Genomic DNA, 20583 nt, shown 5'->3' on the forward strand with positions numbered 1-20583 from the left:
GGGAGGTCCTAGGAGGGAGGTGCGGGTTGGGTGGGAGGAGAGCGGCGGGCTTCGTCGAGACTTCGCTTGAGGCCATATGCATGACGCCGAGCAAGCTCTTCGCAAGTGGCAATGTCACCAGACTGCAGGGCTTGAACAAGCTCTTGGTGGGATGCAGCGGTGATGGTTTGCGTCTTCTGAAAGATCACCATGTGTTGGCGATGTAGTTCGGCCAGCAGCAAAACCAACTGCGGCCGCAACAGCCTCCAGGCCGAGAGCAATCGCGAATTGCCTGCAGCCTGAATAATCACCTCGTGGAAGTCAACATCGCGATGAGTCAACTGCAGGAGATCGGTCTCTTGTCGAATCGCTTCGATGCGTTGCTCAAGCGATCGAACCACTTCATCGGTCAGCCGCGAACAGGCCAGCCGAATCGCGGCCACATCCAACACTTCACGAAACTCGAGGATCTCGCGAATATCGTCTTCCGTTAATGCTCGCACAAAAGCGGTGCCGCGGGAATCGAATTCGAGCAAGCCTTCTTGTGCGAGTTGAAACTTTGCCTGACGAATCGAGGCTCGACTCACGCCGAGCTGCGATGCCAGTTGCGCCTCGGCCAACGACTCACCAGGAGCCAGTTGCCCCGCCAGGATCGCATCGCGTAGCTGCCCTTCCACATCATCGGTAACGGTCTGCTTCTTGACACGACGCAGGCCGGACGTCGAGCCAGCGGATCGTGGTTGGAGGTGGGTTGTCATGGCCATGATGCTAAGCGGTCGACGGTCGACCGTCAATCACTTACGAAAGATTATCCCTTATAACATCCGCTCGTTGGCGGAGATCGTTACAAAGCGAGGAATCGGCGATGCTGTGGAGATAGACCTACCGCGTTACAGACTTCCCTGCCTATCGACTGTCGCCGCAGGGCAACACTGTCTCCTGCAGTCGACATCCCAGGACAACTTTTCGAGCGGTTCTGGCCGAATCGTCAAGTCACATCGCCGTTACGTCGTCCCCCATTGAAAACGGCTTGGGAATCCACTTGGAAGAAGCGATTCCCCTTGGTGTCGCGACGATGTACTCAACGATCGAGCTACGTACGGTGAAGTCGACGATGTTTGCGCACCTGACTCTCTGTCCGAGTGCTCTACTTAGTTCCTAGCCAGTTCGAAACAAAAAACCCTCGGCCTTGGACTTGGCGCGAGGGTTCTTCGTGGAGACATGTCTGCCTAAGCCAAACGAGCATAGGCAAACCTCGATATTAGTATCGCTCCGGCATGGCGAACTCAGGCGGCACCTCGTTCGCTCCGTGATACTTCACAATCTTGTCCGGCTGATTGAGAGCCGGCAGCAAGGTTACCTCTGCGGCTGGTTCTACTTCGACCTGATCGAGCGAAGTAGGAGCCAAGGCGTCTGGCGTCGCCGGATGTGGCTGACCGTCAACCGTTGGCGGGACCGGTAGTTCCATTTCGCCCGTGGCCGAACCGGCCTGAACCGGTTCGCACAGCGAGTAGCCTGGTGGCAAGCAGCGGACGTCTTTGTAGGTCATACCGGCGTTGTTCAGCAGGTAACCACCACCCAAGGCCTGGTAAGCGTTGACGATCGCCGAGAGCTGTTGCTGCTTGGTTTCGATCAGGTCAACTCGTGCTTCCAGCAAGTCACGCTGCGAGAACAACACGTCGACGTATTCGGCGCGGGCATTCTGGAAGAGGTTGGTAGCGACGCTAACCGATTCTTCTAAGGCTTGCACCTGGCCCTGCTTGATTTCGACACCACGCCGGTAGTTCTCGACCTTGGCCATGCGATTGACCACTTCGGTGTAAGCGTTGAGCACCGTTCGCTGGTAATCGTAGACTGCTTGAAGCTGACGTGCGTTGGCACTCAGGTACTCAGCACGGATCGCCTTCTTATTGATCAGCGGTGCTACGAGTTCGCCAGCGGTGTTGGCGATGAAGGCACCTGGGTCGAACAAGTAACGAGGATTGAAGGCCTCGAAGCCCACACGAGCGGTGATGTCCAGCGTGGGGAAGAAGCGAGCCCGAGCTACGAGGACGTCGAGTCCCGATGCGGCCAGTTCACGTTCAGCAGCGCGGATGTCGCGACGGTTCTGCATCAACTGGGCTGGCACACCAACCGCCAGCACCTGCGAGTCGAGCGTGATGAAGCCCCACGACTGACGATCGACGTGTTGTGGGTAACGACCGACCAGGAAGTTGATCTTGTTCTCGGTTTCGATGATCGACTGCGAAACGATGTAGCGTTGGCTTTCGTTTTTGCGAACTTCGGCCAGGAATCGCTGGACGGCCAGTTCGGTGCCACGAGCGGCATCTTTCTGGGCCTGAGCCACTTCGAGGCTCTGCTTTTGAATCTCGATCGTCTGATTCAAGTAAGTCAGACGTTGATCCAACGCCGACAGTTCGTAGTAGTTCTCGGCAATCTCGGCCACCAGACGGGTGACGAAGAAGTCTCGAATCTCGACCGCTTCGATGTAGCGATTCGTGGCGGCATCACGCGAGTTTCGCAGTTCCCGCCAGATATCGACGCGCCAGAAGAGGTTGGCCGTCAGTCCCACATTGCCCAGCGGATCAGGGAAGGTGCCGCCGCCTGGGTAGGTCAGCTGATCTTCTGCAGCACCCAGAGGCGTATACCGACTGGTGCGATCGAAGCCACCCTTGGCTCCCACGGTGACAAACGGCAGGTAAGCACCGCGGCGAGCCAAAATCTCGTTGGCTGCGACCTGCACTTCCTGGTTGCGAATCTTAAGTTCCTGATTCGAGGCCAATCCCTCGGCAATCAGGTCGGTCAGCATTGGATCGCCGAAGAACTCGCACACCCCAACGTCTGCTACGTTGTCGGCAGTGGTGGTCCCATTAAAGTCACCCGGCATCACTGGTGCAGGCGAAGCACAATACAGCTTCGGAATCGAACAGCCGGACAGAACCATCATCAGGCAAGCCGCCACGCCGAGCAGCAGATGGCTCGCCGGCGTCTCCCCAAGGGAGCATGTGGTCAATCTGTTCTGTCTCATTATCGAGCCCCTTTGGCCAAATGGCAGTCGTAGGGAAATATGAAAATCGGAAGTGTGGGGTTCAGATTTTTCATCGAGAGGTTCTTACAGCCTCTCAGATTGCCAGCCGCACCTTAGGCACAATTGGAAAGCGTATACCGAGTCGAACGAACTGCGAGAAGCCGCAGGACCACGAACGTAGGAATAGCCGGCTCAGTTCCTATCGGCAGAATATTGACTACAGGACAGAGAATCATCCCTGAGAAATCGATCGTGCGTATGTTTTCGTTCACGAACGTTTGGACTCGTAAATCCTCGAGTCAACCTGCGTTTTCAAATGCGACGGTCTGGTAACTTTTGAGGGCTGTTCGCCATGACCCAAGAGTGGTCATTCGACTTATCAAGGCCATCAAGTGATGGCATAGAAGGGGCCTGGCGGCCGGGTCGTAACATCTCGGCAAGATGTAACGACGATTGCCTGGTCGAGGTGCTCGTTTCGTGTCCAGATACGAAACGAGTGAAATTTTTTCGAGCAATTCGATGTTAATCTTTGCCGGTTGTAATTATTGTGACGAACCGGCAAAGATTTCCGTTGTCGAACCGCACTATCCTAGGCGTGACCATGACCATGATCGTGGCCATGACCATGTGACTCGTCGCGTTCGAAGAGTTCGCTGAGCGGATCGTCGTGCTCGTCTTTAATGAGCTTACGCCCGTCCGATATCTTCGCGAACAGGTAATACAGCCCCGGAATCACGAAGACACCAATCAGCGTGCCCATCAACATACCGCCGACCGCCGTGGTACCGATGGTCTGGTTACCAATGGCACCAGGACCTGTCGCTCGCACCAGCGGAATCAAACCAGCGATAAACGCGAACGAGGTCATCACGATCGGGCGGAAACGGAGCTTACCACCTTCGATGGCCGCATCCTTGATGCTCAGCCCTTCATGTCGTCGCTGAACGGCGAACTCGATAATCAGAATCGCGTTCTTGCCTAACAGACCGACCAGCATGACGAGACCAATCTGACAGTACACGTCGTTGGAAAGTCCCATGCCTTTAAGCATGAGGAACGAACCAAACAAACCGACCGGAAGCGAAACAATCACCGCCAACGGCAGCAGGAAGCTTTCGTACTGACCGACCAGCACCAGGTACACGAACATCACCACGATCGCGAAGATGTAGATTGCCGTGTTCCCCTTGTTGGCTTCGTCGTACGCCAATCCTTGCCAGCCGATGTCGTACCCGTGAGGGAGCGTCTCTTTGGCAACTTCCTGAATGGCTGCGATGGCCTGACCACTACTAAACCCAGTCGCCGGTGCACCCTGAATGATGGCCGTGGTATAGAGGTTGTAGCGGTTAATTTCGTTCATACCCTGCTTCTTCTCGATCTTCATGAACGCCGAGTAAGGAACCATTTCTCCCTCGTCGTTCTTGACGAACATGTTCTCGAGATCTTCAGGGTAACGCCGGAATTCAGGAGCAGACTGGACGTACACCTTGTAAAACTGACCGAAGCGGATGAAGCCCTGTTCCCAGGTACTACCCACCACGATCGACAGGTTTTCCATTGCATCGGAGATCGAGACCCCCTTCTGCATTGCGACGTCGTTGTCGATGATGATCTCGTACTGCGGATAGTTGCTGGCGAAGAAGGTAAACAGACCCTTCAACTCCTTCCGCTTTTCGAGCTCGGCCATGAAATTCTCGGTCACGGTGCCGAAGGTTTCGTAGTCGCCACTGTTCGTTTTATCCAGCAAACAGAGCGAGAAACCACCGGCAGCACCAAAGCCCGGTACGGCTGGCGGCTCGAAGAACTCGAGCTTCACATCCGAGATCTCGCGTCCTTTTTCCTCCAGTCGTTCGATCAACTCTTTCGAGGTTAGTTCGCGTTTAGCCCAAGGCTTCAAGTTGATCAAACAGGTACCGGCATTCGAACCACGACCTTCGGTCAGAATTTCGTAACCAGCTAGCGAGGTTACGGAAGTGATTTCTTCAAACTCTTCACAGATGGCCTGCAGTTCGTGCGACTTCTTGTTGGTGTACTCGAGCGTCGAACCTGGCGGTGTCTGGATAATACCGTAAATAACGCCCTGGTCTTCCAGAGGAATAAACCCAGACGGAAGCACCTGGTTGACCACCAGAATGCCGTAGCTAAACACACCAACCACCACCATCGTGACCAATCGCCGCGTCACAATGCGACTGACGATTGCCACGTAGGCTGAAATGGTCTTTTCCACCGCTCGATCAAAGTAGTAGATAAATATCCCCAGTGGACCACGGATCTTCTTCTCGCCAGGCTCTGCCCCCGAGAAAACCGATCGGAACGTGAAGATCATCAACACTGCCACAATGCCGGCAACGATCATCGTGCGTTCGTGGGTTAATTCAACCTGCTCCGAGATCACCTCCTCGATCAACTCGACATGCAGCAAAAAGTACACGCCGACGCCCACCGCCAGACCAAGCACGATCGACAGCAGCAGCCGAGCAATATGCACCTGCTTGCCGGCCATCGCTTTCAAGCCGCGATTGGTCAAACCAACCAGCCCCTTCTGCTTTTGGTAGCCATGTGGCTTCAAGATCATTGCGCACAGCACCGGGGTCAACGTCAACGCAACCACACCAGAAAGAACAATCGACATGGCCATCGTCAGCGCGAACTGCCGATAAAACACGCCCACCGCACCTGGCATGAAGGTCACCGGAATGAACACCGAAGTCATCACCAGGGTGATCGCAATAATTGCACCGCTGATTTCGCCGACCACTTCTTTGGTGGCCGCATATGGGGATAAATGTTGCTCGTGCATCTTTGCGTGGACCGCTTCCACCACCACGATCGCGTCGTCGACCACCACACCGATCGCCAACACCAGGGCGAACAAGGTAATGAGGTTAATCGACATCCCGAACATGCTCATGAAGAAGAACGTCCCAATCAACGACACCGGCACTGCCAACGTCGGAATGAGCGTACTGCGGAAGTCGCCTAGAAAGAGGTACACCACAATCGAAACAAGGATGAACGCTTCAAACAGGGTGTGAAGCACCTTTTCAATCGACGCATCCAAAAAGTTCGACACGTCGTAGCTAATGGCGTAATCCATCCCCGGCGGGAACGATTCGGCCTTGATTTCCCGTAGTTTATCTTTCACCGCCTTGATCACCTCAGCGGCATTCGACCCCGGAATCTGCTTGAGCACAATCGATGCCGAAGGATCGCCGTCGATGTCGGAATAAAGGTCGTAGAAAGAAGAACCCAGGTCGACTTTGGCGACGTCTTTAATTCGTAAGATTTCGCCGTTGGGATTCGCCCTCAGAATGATATTTTCATATTGTTCTGGCTTGTTGTAACGGCCCACCCATGTAAGCACGTACTCGATCGTCTGCGATGTCGTACCGGTCGCCTGGCCGAGTCGACCGGGAGAACCGATCATACTCTGCTCTTTCACCGCCTCCATCACGTCGGCGGACGAAACGTTGTAGGCCCGCATTCGATCGAGATCTAACTCGATACGCATGGCATAAGCGCGGTTCCCCAGGATGGTCGCGCGGCCCACGCCTCGAATACGTTGAATTTCCGGCAGAACGTTGACGCTCACATAGTTGTACAGAAAGTTCTGATCGTGATTCGGATCTTTACTGTACACGTTCACGTACATCAGCATGCTCGTCATGTTTTGCATAACGATGATGCCTTCGCGTTCCACGATCGGCGGCAGTTGGTTCTTCACCATCTGAATGCGGTTGTTCACATTTAACACCGCAATGTTCGGGTCGGTTCCCGGCTCGAACGTGATCATGATCGTCGCTTCACCAGCACTGGTGGCAGCTGACGTCATGTAACGCATGTCAGGCACACCGTTGATGGCTCGTTCCAAAATCACGAGCGTCGAGTCAACCAGAATCTTGGCACTCGCACCCGGAAACGAAACGGAAACCACCACGCTGGGAGGCGCGACAGAAGGGAACTGAGAGATCGGCAAAGCCGTGATGGCTAGCCCACCCATGAACAGGATGAGCAGCGAAATCACAATAGCTAGCGCAGGGCGATGTAAGAATTTCGAAAACATGGGTCATATCTCCCTATTCCGCGTGGTACTTGAGGTTGCCAAGAACGTCTTCGGGAGACCTAAATTCGTATTCGATCTTGTCGCCATCGCGCACCTGTCGAATACCTTCGAGGATAATCTTTTCCCCTGCTTTTAAACCGTCGGCGAGCACGAAGATGTCTTCCTGCTCGTTCCGAATATCGATTTCGCGTTGATGAACGACCCCTTCGTCATCAACCACAAACGCATACCGCTTCGCCAGGATCTCGAACGTCGCCCGCTGTGGGATCACTACTGCCCCGGGTAGCGTGCGATGGATTAGGATGGTCCCGGTCTGGCCGTTTCGCAGCAAACCACTGGGGTTCGGGAAGTCGGCACGGAAGGCGATGTTACCGGTTGTATTGTTGAAGTCGGCTTCGATCGCACCGATTTTCCCAGGTTGCGGGAAGATCTTGCCGTTAGCCAACTTCAATTCGATTTGCAGATGCTCTTCGCTAGAGCCACTCGAATCGGCGGCGTCCAGATCCGCCTTGTATTCCAGGTAGCGAGATTCCGGCACGTTGAAGTAAACCCACATCAGGCTGTTGTCCGAGAAGGTCGTCAGGACGTCCCCTTCTTCGATCAAGCTACCCAGCTGCGTGTGCTGGCGGTCGACGATTCCGTCGAAAGGGGCCTTCACGTCGGTGAAGTTCAACTCGGCCTGGGCCAGGGCAACCTTGGCTTTCGCTTTGGCCAATTCGGCTTTCTTCAGTGCCAATTCCTGGGGCGAAACAATGCCTTTATCAGCCAGATTTTGCGCGTTTTGCAGCTCGATTTCGGTACGGTTGGCTTCCGCGATTTCCGAGTCCAAGCGTGCCTGGTAGAGGGTCGGGACGATCTTAAACATCAGATCGCCTTTCTTGACCGCCTGTCCTTCGTTGACACGAATCTCTTCGAGATAACCACCCTCCAGGGCGCGGACCTCGATATGCTTGCAAGAGTGGATCTGGCAGACGTATTGCTGCGTCGTGATCACATCTTTTTCGATGGGACTGGTCACCAAGATCTTGTGGGCATGATGACCCGATCCACCGTGAGACTCTTCATGAGCCTCCGAGTGGGCCTCTTCGTGGCCGTGGGATTCCTCATGCGACTCGGCTGGAGAAGTGCAGCCCACGAGCGCAACGGAAGCCAGCGCCAACAAAATGGCTGCAGTGGCTGAGAATTTCATGTTGTTCTTACCGACCTCTGTAGAGCCAGGAAGACTGGCAAGGAGAGATTGAATATAGATCGGTGGGGTTGCATCTATTGTTCCCGAAGGAGCCCTTAGAGAAAACCCGACTCACGCCGATCCACACAGGTTTTGCTTGATTTACAACCCATTGGGGGATGTCACAAACAATTCCAGATTTCACACAAAATCAATGGCGGCTCATTTCTAATGGCCTGCGACAGCAATTTAAGGCTCCTTATCGGCAGCAGCTGTCCACCTTGGTTCCGCTCCCGGTGCCACTCCATCGAAGATCACCCAGGCAGACTCTTCACGTCATACCCAAGGGTGAGAACGAATATTGGCGACCTTCGCCCCTTTCAAGTTGCCACAGTGGCAGAACGTTCGCAGGTCGTCTTGAGATGCGTTCGTTCCACCGCCCTACTCGTTCGGGATCCGCAGCGGCGTCAATGATGGCAATGGCGACGCTTCGAAGGCAGGCACTGCCGGCGAAGTTCCGAGAATTCTAGTTTTGCCTATGGAGTTGTCTATCAGCTGCTTACTGAAGATGGTCTTCCCTGCGGCAAGCCGCTCGGCGGAAGACGACTCACACGACACTTCGTACGTAATGGTCGACGCAACTGCTGCAACCGAATGAGCAGCAGAGACCTGTGCGTTCTTAGCGGCGACGCCGAACGTGCATTCAGGCAAAACAACTAGAATCCCGCCAGGTCGCGAACGGCAGTCAAATAGCCGAGCGAGAAGCGATGATAGCGACCGGCACGCAGCTCGCCGAAGACTTTTGCAACCTGCCGACCGGTCGCTTTAATCTGGAGTCGCGTCCGAAAGTGGTCGGCAGCTTCGTCCAAATCGGCCAGGCGTTCGGTCAACACGTCCTCCAGCTCTGGTGCGTCGAGCGTTTGCAGATGCTGTTTGACCTGCGCGAACTGACGAGCCATTTTCTGCAGCCGCTCGATCTCGCCTGACTTCGTTCCAGCGATCCCTTTCGATCGGAGACTTCTCCCCAGCGGGCCTAAACTCAGCGGAAACCGCGAAGGGCGACGCAATCCAATCTGCTGACGGGCGTGCACTCGGTAGTCGATCAGGTCGTCATCGATCGCCACGCTCGGCATCCAGGCACTCAGTACGATGGCCATCCAAGCGTCGTGAACCCAGTCGCGAGGAATCGGGCAAACCGCCTTCAAATAGTCACGTCGAACCGCCATCGCTGCGCCGGTTACCATGCATTGCTTCAGCAAATGTGGGTAAAGATCGATGGCGGCAACTTGCTTCCCTCCCGGCAATAGTCGCGGCAGCGAATCCCAGGCACGGAAACCGCGTGGATCGCCAGCTTCGTCCACGATCCGGGCATTCGAGAACGCAAAGCCAGCGTCGGGATGCTGATTCAAGGCCTCCAGCATCCGTTCAACTTTGTCCTGACGCCAACGGTCGTCTTGATCGCACAGAAAGATCACTGGATGCGAACAGGCCTGCATCGCTTGCTCGAAGTTGGCGGTCGAACCAAGGTTTCGCGGGTTGCGAATCCAACGCACGGCAAACGGAGCCTCGCGTTGGAAGTCGGCGACGATGTCGGCGGTCGCATCGGTTGAACCATCGTCGCAAATGATCAGTTCGTCCGGAACGATCGTTTGCTGAGCGATACTTTCCAACTGGATCGGCAAATACCGCTCGCCGTTGTAGGTGCAGAGTGCGACAGAGGTGTGCAGACGGGGCCCGTTCATGCGGCGAAGCCTCTGCCGAAAATCGTTACCTGGAAACGCCATCCAATAGATTCGCCCCAACCCCAAGGGCAATTCAGGACTTCGACCTCTTCAGCAACCAGCGACATCGCAAACATCTAGACGGCGGAATGGAAAGACAATCCCACATCGTATGGGACGAATATTAAGATCCGCGCAGCAAACCGCGAATTCTTGATAGAGGGTTCTCCGCCAATCGACCTGAAACCACCGTTTTAAGACGAACGCGGCTTGTTGTGAGGCGGATCGTCATCTTGCAACATCCGCACGGCAGGAGTTTCCAGATCGTCGTATTGCCCCTGCTTCACCGACCAGATGAATCCCCAGACGGCCAGGCCAGCCAGCAGTAATGCGATGGGAAGGGCGATGAAAACGACGCTCATGAGACGACCTGTTGCACCTGAAGTTCGACGGGCTGTTCCTTCGTTGGACGTTGACCGAACGCGCCACTCGATGCCGAAATCGCCAAAACCGACAAAGAACTAATCGGCATCAGGATGGCAGCCACGATCGGGTTGATCAAGCCGCACATCGATAGCAAAACGGCGATTCCATTGTACCCTAGCGAAACGGCAAAGCTGCGTCGGATCGCTCGGACCGTCTTTTGCGAGCCGGTAATGGTCTCAAGGATCGGTAGGGTGCCTGGTCGATTCAGATAGACACTCGCCGCCTTCAAACTGACTTCCGCTCCCCCCTTCACCGCAATCCCGACCGAGGCCGCGGCCAATGCGGCACTGTCGTTCACGCCGTCGCCGACCATCACCACGGTTTGCGATGGGTTCGACTTCTGAATCTGACGCAACTTGTCCTCCGGGGATAGTCCTCCCAGGATACGCTGAGGTGCGATCCCGATTGCCTGACCGATCCGCAAAGCCGCTTGTTGATGATCGCCGGATAAGATGCCGACCGTCCAGCCCTGCTCTTCCAGCGAGGCAATCGTCTGCTTGGCATCGACACGGACACGATCACCCAGAGAGCAGACGGCGACCACCTCGGACTGGCGAGCAATCACCACGGCGGTGTCCCCTGCCTCGATCAAACCGGCTAGACGATCTTGAAGCGATTCGCCGATGAACAAGTTGGCCTCGGCGATCAATTGGCTTGATCCGACCGAGATCCGTTCGCCATCGATCCATCCCTGCACACCGATGCCGGGAAGAGTTTCGACATCGGTAACGCTGGTCGCAGAGATTCGCTCGTCGGCTGGAACTGCCAAATCGCGGACCAGGGCCTCGGCGATGGGATGCACGATCTGGCGTTCTAACGCTTCGACCGCCGGAGCAATACTCGTATCGCCGAAGAACTCGATCAGATGCATTCGTCCTTCCGTCAACGTGCCGGTCTTGTCGAGCCAGATCACGCCAGGCCGGGCCAGGTACTCGAACACATCACCCGATTTGACCAAGATCCCCTTCGCAGCCGCACGTCCCTGGGCGATTGCCACGGTCAGTGGCGTTGCCAATCCTAAGGCACATGGGCAAGCGACAATCAACAAAGCCATCGCGTGATTGATGGCAGCTTCGATGCCTAACGGTGCCCAACAAACGATCGTGATCGCTGCCAAGGTCAGGACGACCGCCACGAAGTAACCGCCAATGCGGTTGGCGAACTGAACGATCGGAGCCTTGCCACGAACTCCCTCTTCGACTAGTTCAGCGATCTGGCCGAGCCGAGTCTCCGCTCCGATCGACTGAGCTTGAACGATGATCGGGCTGGCGAGGTTCGTCGCCCCGCTAAGCACGCGATCACCGATCGTCGCCGGGATCCCATTCGACTCGCCAGTTAGAATCGCTTGATCGATCAGCGACGATCCATGCATGACAATCCCGTCTACCGGGATGACATCCCCAGCCCGTACATGGATCCAGTCGCCGACGCGAATCGCTTCGAGTGGAACGCACTCGGTCGCGGCGTCGACATTTGTTTGCAATAGTCGCGTCACCGAACGAGGCAGCATCGACCGCAGCAACGAAATCTGCTGGATCGCTCGACGCTGCTGCACATATTGCAGATAGCGTCCCACCAATAACAAAAACACCAGCACCGTCAGCGAGTCGAAGTAGATCTCGCCGCGCTGCAAAATCGTGTTCACAAACCCCATTGTGGCGCCAGCCGCCAAGCCCAAGGCCACCGGCAGATCCATATGCGGAACGCCGGCCCGGACAGCTTGCCAGGCACCTTGAAAGAAAACTCGTCCCGGCCAGACGAGGCAGACCATCGCCAGGCCTGCACTCGTCCAACGAAAGAGATGGAAGAATTCGCTGTCCATGCCGGTGAACAGCCCAAAGTACAACGCGACAGCAATCAGCATCGTGTTACCGGCACATGCCCCGGCCACGGCCAGGCGGATTAATTGACGGCGTGACTCTTGCCGCTGCAAAGCTTCCAGTTCATCTTCGACCACTGGATGAGGCGGGTAACCAAGTCGGTCGAGCGTTCGAGCGATCTCTGATAATCCAATCGCGTCGGCCTGCCAGTCGATCGTCGCGGTCGACGTGGTCAGGTTCATTCGTGCCGAAACAACACCTGGCAAGAATCGTGGAAGCTTTTCGATCGAGAACACGCAGCTCGCACAAACGACCCCGCCCAAAAGAAACTTCGTACGAACCAGTCCATCGGCGATCGGCTGACAGTTGGCCTCCTGAAAGCTTTCATGATCAAGGAAGCCATAGTCGTGCCCGCTGAACAACGATGCATCGTTTTCGCTGCGTCGTTGCTGGATCGAATCGAACAGTTCCTGATCCTCTTGCACGATACGATAAGCTGTCTCGCAGCCGTGGCAGCAGAACTGCTCGTCATGTTCTTTCCGCACCAGGTGGCCCGGGACGGGCTGGCCGCAGTGGGTACAGGCCACCTGATTGGAGAAAGACTTCGCTTTGATTTGGGCTGTGGTCATCGTCGTGCCTCAATCACACGCCGACTGGCTATGACAACACGGGAGAGGCGTCTGGCTGGCCTTGTTAACAGCCTCGACCGTGTTGATTTGTCCGGCCAGTTCCTGATCGATTGAATCGAAGACCGCATGGGCCCGGACCGAGATCGTGAAAAACCCGCTGACAATAAGCAGCACCGCCGTTGCCGTCGGAATCCAACGCTTCCAGTGATCGGTCAGCCAGTGCACGCCAATTTCAAACAACGAGAGCAGCGGCACGGTTCCCATCCAAAACACCACCATCACGCCAGCTCCATGGAGCGGTTGCGAGGTTCCGAGGGCAATCAACAGGAACGCATACAGCCAGCCACAAGGCAGCAAAGCGGTCACGCCACCAATGGCGACCGACCGCGACATTCCCTGAAAACGCCCACTCACACGATACAGCCGCTGCACCAAATTTCCGAGGTAAGTGGGCAGACCAAAGTGAACCGACCCGACTTTCGACAGTCGCAGCAAAGCGATGAACCCGTAGCCGATCATCACAAATCCGGTGATCCATGCCGCCAGTCGCTGCCATCCCAGGAAGTCGCCTCCCAGATCAACCAGCGAACCTGCCGCGCCGGCGACCGTTCCCAGCACGACATACGTGAGCAGTCGTCCCAGGTGGTAACCACCGAGCGAGACCAGCGACATCCATTTGCCCTGCGATTCGCCACGACTAGCCAGGATGGCGAATGGGCCACACATGCCAACGCAGTGCCCACTGCCGACCAGGCTGGCAGTCAGAATCACCAGAGCAATCGAGATCACCTCCATGGACTACGACTCCTTGATTACCGACGTCGCGTGAAGCTCGTCGTAATGCAACGCCTTTTGGTAATAGTCCGGCACGATGTCGTTCGAGTGCGAATTGGTCGCGATGATCGCTGCCGTCACCGACATCACGATCTGTAGCACCAACAGGCCAACGATCATTCCCACCCACACCAGGTGCGACCACTGTTCTTTCCAAACTTCGTCGGAATCCTCAGCGGTCGGTTCTAAGGACCGAATATTTGACATTGGATGCTCCGTTCGTCTTGGGTCTTTTCGCTAGTTATTTTGAGCGTGGCCGGAATCTTGCCGACCACGAAATCTTTCCGATCCGCGATCACCACGAACGAGATCGTTTCCGAAGCTCCTGCGGCGATCGTGGTGGGGCCATTCCCATCCAACTGCAGGATGTTCGGCTCGAGCGCCATCTGAAATGTGTCCTCTTCTTCCAGACGATTCACCAGCTTCACCTGCAATCGGTTTTCGATCAGTCCGGCATCATTCACCGCGTAAGGCAAGCCAAACCCGCGAATCAGGGTCACATCGAACGACTTCTTGTTGATGATGTTGTAGGCCAGGATCGAAACAACGATCGCCAGCAGTGTGGGATAGATGAAAACGCGTGGCCGCAGGTATCGCTGCACGCCCGTCTCGATCGCCTCTTGGCTCGAATAACGAATCAGGCCGGTCGGCTTGTTGATGCGCGTCATAATCTCGTCGCAGGCGTCAACGCACTGGGTGCAGTGGACACATTCCATCTGCAGCCCATCGCGGATATCGATCCCGGTGGGACAGGTTCGCAAGCACAACTTGCAATCGATGCAGTCGCCTTGCGGCTCTTCCACGATTGGCAACTCTTGCCCTTGCCCTTGCCCTTGCTTTCGCTTGCCGCGGGGTTCGCCTCGGATGTGGTCGTAAGTAACAATCAGCGAATTGCGATCGAGAAGCACCGATTGCAAGCGTCCATAGGGACATGCAATCAAGCACAGTTGCTCGCGGAAAAACACGAAGTCAAACATCATCAGGCCGGTCGTCAGAGCCATCACGATGAATGGTCCAGGATGCTCGAACGGCGATTGAGTCACCCATTGGCGAAGCCGATCGGTTCCGACAAAGTACGCCAGAAACGTATGGGCCAACGCCATCGACAGCACCAGGTAGATCGCGTACATCGCGATCTTGCGATAGGCCGGCACGCTTTTGCTGGGAACGCCGCCGCGGCCAGAGGTTCCCATGAAAAACCGTTCGATCGGGCGATAAACGAACTCCAGGTAAACAGTCTGCGGGCAAGCCCATCCGCACCACACGCGTCCCAGTAGCGCCGTCAGCAGGAAGATGGTCAGAAAGACACTGATCATCAACAACGCCAACAGCAACGTATCGCTCGGCAAAAACGTGTAGCCGAAAATCGTGAACTGACGTTCCGTGATATCCAGCAGCACAAGCGGCTTGTTATTCAGTCGCACATGCGGGATCGCCACGAAGATGGCAATCAACGCGAAGCCGACAATCCGGCGAGCATGCCAGAACTTCCCCAGCGAAACTCGCGGGAAGAGCCAACGGCGCGAACCGTCCGACTCTAAAGTGGAAAGCACATGCTCGTCAGGGGTTAACAGTTCGTCGCTCATGACTGGTTACCGATTGGCTGGGCTATTCAGACGGGGCTGCTTCGCTTGGCGCATCGAGGTCTGAAATCACGTGGGTTTCGCCTGCGATCGGACGAAGGCCCTTTCCTGCAGGATTGCTCCCCTTCAGCGAAAGCAAATAGGACGAGACCAGAATGATCTCTTGCGGCTCCAGCTTGCCGCGCCACGCAGGCATGGCGTTACCATTGGCACCGTTTTCAATCACTCGATAGAGGTCTTCCACCTTCTTGATGTTCTTCCAATGTTCGTCGGTCAGGTTCGGTCCGACGCGTCCCTCGGCATCGTTACCATGGCATGACGTGCAGTTTGCTTGAAAGACGTTCTTGCCGACCGGCAGCCATTCAGGGTCGGTCGAAAACCGCAGGATCGTCTCGCGATCAGGCTTGATCTCGCCCAAGGTCGAGAAACGCTCTTTCAAGTTGGCGGCCAGGGCCCGGTCGTAAGCCGCGATGACCGAACGTCCCGGGGTCAGACCGTTTTCGTAATAGACCCAGTAAAACACGGCGTAGATGATCGTGCCGACAAAAATCGCCTTCCACCAACCCGGCATCGGATTGTCGAATTCCTGAATGCCGTCGTAACTGTGGCCGGTCAACGGATCGTCTGGAATGTGGCCGTCAGCGGTCGAGTTTGGTTTTTCAGTCGAGTTCATCGTGGGCTCCGTTCCCCATCGTCTAGCGGGATTTCGGCTTCGGACATGGTTATCTTCTTGTCAGTCAGCAGCGTGCGGATGGTGATTGCCACGAACACGCAGAAGAACATCAACAGCGACAGCGTACCGATCCACGCGTACAGCGAGCTGTTTAAAAGGTCGCCTATCATTCCTGGTCTCCCATTTCGTTACCCACAGCCGCTTCCGCAGGCTCAGCTTTCTCCGCTTCTCCTTCGGCCGCTGTTTCTTCCGTTTTGGAAATATCGGTGCCCAATCGCTGGATATAAGCGATCAATGCGATCACTTTCTTCCCTTCAAGACCCGCAGGACCTTGCTGCTGAGCGATCTCGTCCGCGATTTGCTTGGCTTGGGCTTTCGCCACTTCGATCGAGTTCTCCAACACTTCGTCCGGATACGGAGCACCCAGGTAATAAGCCGCTTTGACCCGTTCTGGAATCGTATTGAAGTTCAGATCCTGCTGCTCAAAATGCGGATAGTTCGGCATGATCGAGCCCTTGATGTAGTCACCTGGATTACGGAAGTGGATCAGATGCCACAGGTGGGATTGCCGTCCTCCTTCACGTGCCAGATCAGGACCGATGCGACGCGAACCCCATTGGAATGGATGGTCGTAGACAAACTCTCCCGGCTTCGAGTATTCGCCGTAGCGGATCGTTTCCGCCACGATTGGACGAATCATTTGCGAGTGGCAGTTGTAGCAACCTTCCGCCACGTAGATGTCACGGCCGGCCAGTTCTAGTGGTGTGTATGGCTTCACCGAAGCGATGGTCGGAACATTCGAGCGAATCAAGAAGGTTGGAATGATCTCGAACAGCGAGGCGGCGATCACTGCGATCGTGACCCAGATGCTGAAGTAGATCGGACGACCTTCCCATCCGCGGTGCCAACCGAGACGCGTGAACACGTCCAGCTTCTTGGCAACGTTCACCACGGTCTCCAGCTTCGAGCCTTCAATGGCTGGTTCCTGATAGTCCTTGCTCAGTGGAGCGGCCTGGTAAACCGGCACTTCGTACGTCGACGGACGTGATGCCCATGTCTTGTAGAAGTTGTAGCTCATCATGCTGGCCCCACCCAGGAAGCAGAGGCCACCCAAAGCACGGATCCAATAGAACGGTGCGAGGTTAACGGTTGTCTCGATGAAGTTCGGGTACACCAACTGCCCCTTGCTGTTCATCGCGAACCAGAGCAGCCCCTGATAAACACCGACCCCATAGATCGGAATGATGTACAGCAGAATGCCAATCAGCCCCAGCCAGAAGTGCCATTCGGCCAGCTTCTTGCTGTAAAGCTGCGTCTGGAAAACACGTGGCAATAACCAGTAGATCATGCCGAAGGTCATGAACCCGTTCCAACCGAGGGCACCGCTATGCACGTGAGCGATCGTCCAGTCGGTGTAGTGCGAAAGGGAGTTGACCGCTTTGACCGACAGCATCGGCCCTTCAAAGGTCGACATGCCATAGAACGTAATGCCCACGACGAAGAACTTGAGCACTGGGTCTTCGGTCACTTTACGCCAGGCACCACGCAAGGTGAGCAGGCCGTTGATCATCCCGCCCCAAGATGGCATCCATAACATCACCGAGAAGATCATCCCCAGCGACGACGCCCATTCCGGGACGGCTGTGTAGTGCAAGTGGTGCGGACCGGCCCAGATGTAAATGAACACCAGCGACCAGAAGTGAAGGATACTCAGCTTGTACGAGAACACTGGGCGATTGGCGGCCTTGGGCAGGAAGTAGTACATCAGTCCGAGAAACGGCGTCGTCAAGAAGAACGCCACCGCGTTGTGGCCATACCACCACTGCATGAAGGCGTCCTGAACGCCGGCGTAGATCGAATAGCTTTTGAACAAGCCGGTCGGGAAGACCAGATTGTTGAAGATATGCAAAATGGCAACGGTGATGATCGTGGCAATATAAAACCAAATCGCCACGTAGATGTGCCTTTCACGACGAACAACGAGTGTCATGAAGAAGTTCACCCCGAAGAAGCCAGCCCAAACCAACGCAATCAGCAAGTCGATCGGCCATTCAAGTTCGGCGTACTCACGACTCTGCGTGATCCCCAGCGGAAGCGTCACCGCCGCCAGGACGATGATCAACTGCCAGCCCCAGAAGTGAAGCTGGCTGAGCGTGTCGGACCACATGCGGGTCTTCAACAGTCGCTGCGTCGAGTAATAGATTGCCGCGAAGATCGAGTTCCCGGCGAAGGCGAAAATCGCTGCATTGGTATGCAGCGGACGAAGACGCCCAAACGTCAGGAACTCGAGGTTCAGCGACAAGGCCGGGACCACCAGCTGAAGGGCGATGTAGATCCCAGCCAGGAAGGCGACCATACCCCAGACGACGGTCGCCGTCATGAATTGCCGGGTAATCTTGTCGTCGTACGAGAACGACTCGAGATGCCCCGACCTGACTTGTGAACTTCCTGTAACGTTATCCTGCGCTGCACTCATGGCAATCATCACTCGCTCGCGTCTAATCTTTCCCGACTAATCAAGGGATTCACCTGTGCTGGTCCCGTTTGGCAACCCTTGTGCCAGAACCCTGCGACAGAATGTCCCAAGTCGTCAGGAAGCGTTGTGCAAGCAACGATCTCGCATAGAGTTCCGACGAAGACCTGGGCCAATCCCGCGGAAAACGCGGGTTTGCATCCTGGACGTCGGCAGAAAGACCAGAGGCAGCTGCGGCAAGCCGAAAGGAGTTTGAGGGCGAATTTTTCGGCGAGTCACTGGCATCTCGGACTGAGCTTGCCAGTGTGCGGCAAAGAACGTGCGGGATCGCACGGCGGTGTGCGGATCCGCACGGCTATTTTGACTCGATTCCGTACTTCTCGAGAAGTCGATACAGAGCTCTTCGACTAACGCCCAGGGCCTGAGCCGCCTTGGTTTTGTTACGCTGATTCGCGTCGTAGATCTGCTCGATATGCTGCCGAGTCAGTTGCCCAAGATCGGCGGTGGTGGCTTCATCTTCAGGCTCGATCGTGGCGACTTCTTCGGGGAAGTTTTTCAGTTCGAGCAGGTTATCATCCGCCAAGATCTTGGCCCGCTCGACCGCATTTCGAAGCTGTCGAATATTGCCTGGCCAATCGTAGCGACGCAGGGCTTCTACCAGCCCTGATTCCAGCTGCCAGCTGTTGCCGGCGAACTTGGTCAGCAGCAATGCCAGGTCTCCTTCTCGCTCGCGAAGAGGCGGTAGCGAGATCGTGATCACGTTCAAGCGGTAGTATAAATCCTCGCGAAATTCGCCAGCTTTCGACGCCGCGGCCAGGTCGCGATTGGTTGCCGCGATCAAGCGCACGTTTGCCCGGCGTTCCTGGATCGAACCGACGCGGCGAAACGAACCATCTTCGAGCACGCGTAGCAACTTCGCTTGAAGTGGCAGCGCGAGCTCTCCGATTTCATCGACGAAGAGCGTCCCGCCATCGGCCACTTCAAACAATCCTGGCTTGGCGGAAGTCGCCCCGGTAAAAGCACCTTTTTCGTGCCCAAACAGTTCACTTTCCAACAACTGTTCCGGCAACGCGGCGCAGTTGATCGTGATCAGCGGAAAGTCCGCCAACGGGCTCACGCGGTGAATCGCTTGGGCGACCAGTTCCTTGCCAGTGCCGCTTTCGCCCTGGATAAGAACCGCTTTGTCGGTCGGTCCGACCCGTTCGATCAAGCGGAACACCGACTGCATCGGGGCCGACTTTCCGATCATTTCCGAGCCGGAAGGAAGCTGCTGCTGAATGAGCTCTTTCAGTTGCTGGTTTTGCTTTCGCAGCGTCTGCGTTTCGGCCGCTCGCAGGATGACCGCCTCTAACTCCTTCAGCCGTACTGGCTTGGTCAGATAGTCGGTCGTGCCGAGTTTCATTGCTTCGACGGCGGTCTCGATTGATCCTTCGCCGGTAAGCATGATGATCTCGCAATCGGCGTCTGTTTCACGAAACCGGCGGACCAGTTCCAGCCCTGAAAGATCGGGCAGATGCATGTCGAAGACCGCGACATGAAACGCATGCTGCTGCATCAACGCCAACGCATCGGCTGCGGTGTTGGCGGTTTGCACTCGGAAGTTCTGTCGCAAAAAGTAGGTCTGAAGATCTTCGGTCAGGTACTCGTCGTCGTCGACAATGAGCAAATCAATCTGTTTCTGAGACGCCGTCATAGGTTGCAAATTCTTACGAGTTATCAGCCTTGTCCTCGCACGAGGAGCGTTCGGTCGTGGTCTCTTCAAACGATTGCAACGTCGACTGTAACTTCGCTCGGTTGATCGGTTTATTGAGATAGCGAACCGGTGGAATGGCTTCGGCTTTGACGATCCACTCCGGGCATTGGTAAGCCGAAATGAGAATAGCAGGAACCGGCTGCTCTAGCCAGATTTGCCGCAGCGCATCTTCCCCGCTCAGCTCAGGCATCATCAAGTCGGTGATTACCATGTCTGGCACGTTACGACGGCACGATTCAACGAGAGCTTTTCCATCTCCCGCGACCGCGACTACTTCATGCCCCAAATGCGAGAGGATCTTCACGAAGTAATCCCGCATATCAGGTTCGTCGTCGGCAACCACGATTTTCATCGAACAACCTCAACGGCA

15 protein-coding genes are annotated in these 20583 nt (G+C 55.8%); all 15 read right to left on the reverse strand.

Features of this window, described 5'->3' with window-relative positions; translation table 11 throughout:
* Positions 1 to 8: 8 nt before the first annotated feature.
* Positions 9 to 737, reverse strand: a complete 729-nt coding sequence (locus AB1L30_RS25330; protein WP_367017178.1) for a GntR family transcriptional regulator — start codon at positions 735 to 737, stop codon at positions 9 to 11.
* Between the two features lie 503 nt (positions 738 to 1240).
* Positions 1241 to 3007: an efflux transporter outer membrane subunit gene (locus tag AB1L30_RS25335; RefSeq protein ID WP_367017179.1), complete on the reverse strand. Its 1767-nt coding sequence runs from the start codon at positions 3005 to 3007 to the stop codon at positions 1241 to 1243.
* Between the two features lie 589 nt (positions 3008 to 3596).
* Positions 3597 to 7073 carry an efflux RND transporter permease subunit gene (locus AB1L30_RS25340; RefSeq protein ID WP_367017181.1) on the reverse strand — a complete coding sequence of 1159 codons (3477 nt, stop codon included), beginning with the start codon at positions 7071 to 7073 and terminating at the stop codon, positions 3597 to 3599.
* Positions 7074 to 7086: 13 nt separating this feature from the next.
* On the reverse strand, positions 7087 to 8091 hold the full coding sequence (locus AB1L30_RS25345; RefSeq protein ID WP_367017183.1) for an efflux RND transporter periplasmic adaptor subunit: 1005 nt from the start codon (positions 8089 to 8091) through the stop codon (positions 7087 to 7089).
* A gap of 866 nt (positions 8092 to 8957) precedes the next feature.
* Positions 8958 to 9983 (reverse strand): glycosyltransferase family 2 protein, encoded by a 1026-nt coding sequence (locus AB1L30_RS25350; RefSeq protein WP_367017185.1) that lies wholly within the window; start codon positions 9981 to 9983, stop codon positions 8958 to 8960.
* A gap of 233 nt (positions 9984 to 10216) precedes the next feature.
* Entirely contained in the window at positions 10217 to 10384 is a 168-nt protein-coding gene (gene ccoS, locus AB1L30_RS25355) for a cbb3-type cytochrome oxidase assembly protein CcoS (protein ID WP_367017187.1), read from the reverse strand.
* Positions 10381 to 12897: a heavy metal translocating P-type ATPase gene (locus AB1L30_RS25360; RefSeq protein ID WP_367017189.1), complete on the reverse strand. Its 2517-nt coding sequence runs from the start codon at positions 12895 to 12897 to the stop codon at positions 10381 to 10383. Before AB1L30_RS25360 ends, ccoS begins: the two co-directional genes overlap by 4 nt.
* Positions 12898 to 12906: 9 nt before the next feature.
* Positions 12907 to 13692, reverse strand: a complete 786-nt coding sequence (locus tag AB1L30_RS25365; RefSeq protein ID WP_367017191.1) for a sulfite exporter TauE/SafE family protein — start codon at positions 13690 to 13692, stop codon at positions 12907 to 12909.
* Between the two features lie 3 nt (positions 13693 to 13695).
* Positions 13696 to 13938, reverse strand: coding sequence for a FixH family protein (locus AB1L30_RS25370; protein WP_367017192.1), 243 nt, complete (start codon positions 13936 to 13938; stop codon positions 13696 to 13698).
* The gene (gene ccoG, locus AB1L30_RS25375) at positions 13917 to 15317 is read right to left on the reverse strand and encodes a cytochrome c oxidase accessory protein CcoG (RefSeq protein ID WP_367017193.1); all 1401 of its coding nucleotides are present in this window, start codon (positions 15315 to 15317) and stop codon (positions 13917 to 13919) included. Before ccoG ends, AB1L30_RS25370 begins: the two co-directional genes overlap by 22 nt.
* A 22-nt stretch (positions 15318 to 15339) precedes the next feature.
* Positions 15340 to 15987: a cbb3-type cytochrome c oxidase N-terminal domain-containing protein gene (locus tag AB1L30_RS25380; protein WP_367017195.1), complete on the reverse strand. Its 648-nt coding sequence runs from the start codon at positions 15985 to 15987 to the stop codon at positions 15340 to 15342.
* A complete protein-coding gene (locus AB1L30_RS25385; RefSeq protein ID WP_367017197.1) occupies positions 15984 to 16157 on the reverse strand; it encodes a hypothetical protein in 174 nt (57 codons plus the stop codon). The genes AB1L30_RS25380 and AB1L30_RS25385 overlap by 4 nt, the downstream gene beginning before the upstream one ends.
* Positions 16154 to 18463, reverse strand: coding sequence for a cytochrome-c oxidase, cbb3-type subunit I (gene ccoN / locus AB1L30_RS25390; protein ID WP_367017199.1), 2310 nt, complete (start codon positions 18461 to 18463; stop codon positions 16154 to 16156). Before ccoN ends, AB1L30_RS25385 begins: the two co-directional genes overlap by 4 nt.
* Before the next feature lie 352 nt (positions 18464 to 18815).
* On the reverse strand, positions 18816 to 20153 hold the full coding sequence (locus AB1L30_RS25395) for a sigma-54 dependent transcriptional regulator (RefSeq protein WP_367017201.1): 1338 nt from the start codon (positions 20151 to 20153) through the stop codon (positions 18816 to 18818).
* 13 nt (positions 20154 to 20166) lie between these two features.
* Positions 20167 to 20565 (reverse strand): response regulator, encoded by a 399-nt coding sequence (locus AB1L30_RS25400; protein WP_367017203.1) that lies wholly within the window; start codon positions 20563 to 20565, stop codon positions 20167 to 20169.
* Positions 20566 to 20583 lie beyond the last annotated feature (18 nt).

The organism is Bremerella sp. JC817 (assembly GCF_040718835.1).
In the GTDB taxonomy this organism is placed as follows: Bacteria; Planctomycetota; Planctomycetia; order Pirellulales; family Pirellulaceae; genus Bremerella.

What these genes read in the sequence shown, in the direction of transcription:
- AB1L30_RS25330 (WP_367017178.1), bottom strand. Translation starts at nt 737, where the DNA reads ATGACAACCCACCTCCAACCACGATCCGCTGGCTCGACGTCCGGCCTG.
- AB1L30_RS25335 (WP_367017179.1), bottom strand. Translation starts at nt 3,007, where the DNA reads ATGAGACAGAACAGATTGACCACATGCTCCCTTGGGGAGACGCCGGCG.
- AB1L30_RS25340 (WP_367017181.1), bottom strand. Translation starts at nt 7,073, where the DNA reads ATGTTTTCGAAATTCTTACATCGCCCTGCGCTAGCTATTGTGATTTCG.
- AB1L30_RS25350 (WP_367017185.1), bottom strand. Translation starts at nt 9,983, where the DNA reads ATGAACGGGCCCCGTCTGCACACCTCTGTCGCACTCTGCACCTACAAC.
- ccoS (WP_367017187.1), bottom strand. Translation starts at nt 10,384, where the DNA reads ATGAGCGTCGTTTTCATCGCCCTTCCCATCGCATTACTGCTGGCTGGC.
- AB1L30_RS25360 (WP_367017189.1), bottom strand. Translation starts at nt 12,897, where the DNA reads ATGACCACAGCCCAAATCAAAGCGAAGTCTTTCTCCAATCAGGTGGCC.
- AB1L30_RS25365 (WP_367017191.1), bottom strand. Translation starts at nt 13,692, where the DNA reads ATGGAGGTGATCTCGATTGCTCTGGTGATTCTGACTGCCAGCCTGGTC.
- AB1L30_RS25370 (WP_367017192.1), bottom strand. Translation starts at nt 13,938, where the DNA reads ATGTCAAATATTCGGTCCTTAGAACCGACCGCTGAGGATTCCGACGAA.
- ccoG (WP_367017193.1), bottom strand. Translation starts at nt 15,317, where the DNA reads ATGAGCGACGAACTGTTAACCCCTGACGAGCATGTGCTTTCCACTTTA.
- AB1L30_RS25380 (WP_367017195.1), bottom strand. Translation starts at nt 15,987, where the DNA reads ATGAACTCGACTGAAAAACCAAACTCGACCGCTGACGGCCACATTCCA.
- AB1L30_RS25385 (WP_367017197.1), bottom strand. Translation starts at nt 16,157, where the DNA reads ATGATAGGCGACCTTTTAAACAGCTCGCTGTACGCGTGGATCGGTACG.
- ccoN (WP_367017199.1), bottom strand. Translation starts at nt 18,463, where the DNA reads ATGAGTGCAGCGCAGGATAACGTTACAGGAAGTTCACAAGTCAGGTCG.
- AB1L30_RS25395 (WP_367017201.1), bottom strand. Translation starts at nt 20,153, where the DNA reads ATGACGGCGTCTCAGAAACAGATTGATTTGCTCATTGTCGACGACGAC.
- AB1L30_RS25400 (WP_367017203.1), bottom strand. Translation starts at nt 20,565, where the DNA reads ATGAAAATCGTGGTTGCCGACGACGAACCTGATATGCGGGATTACTTC.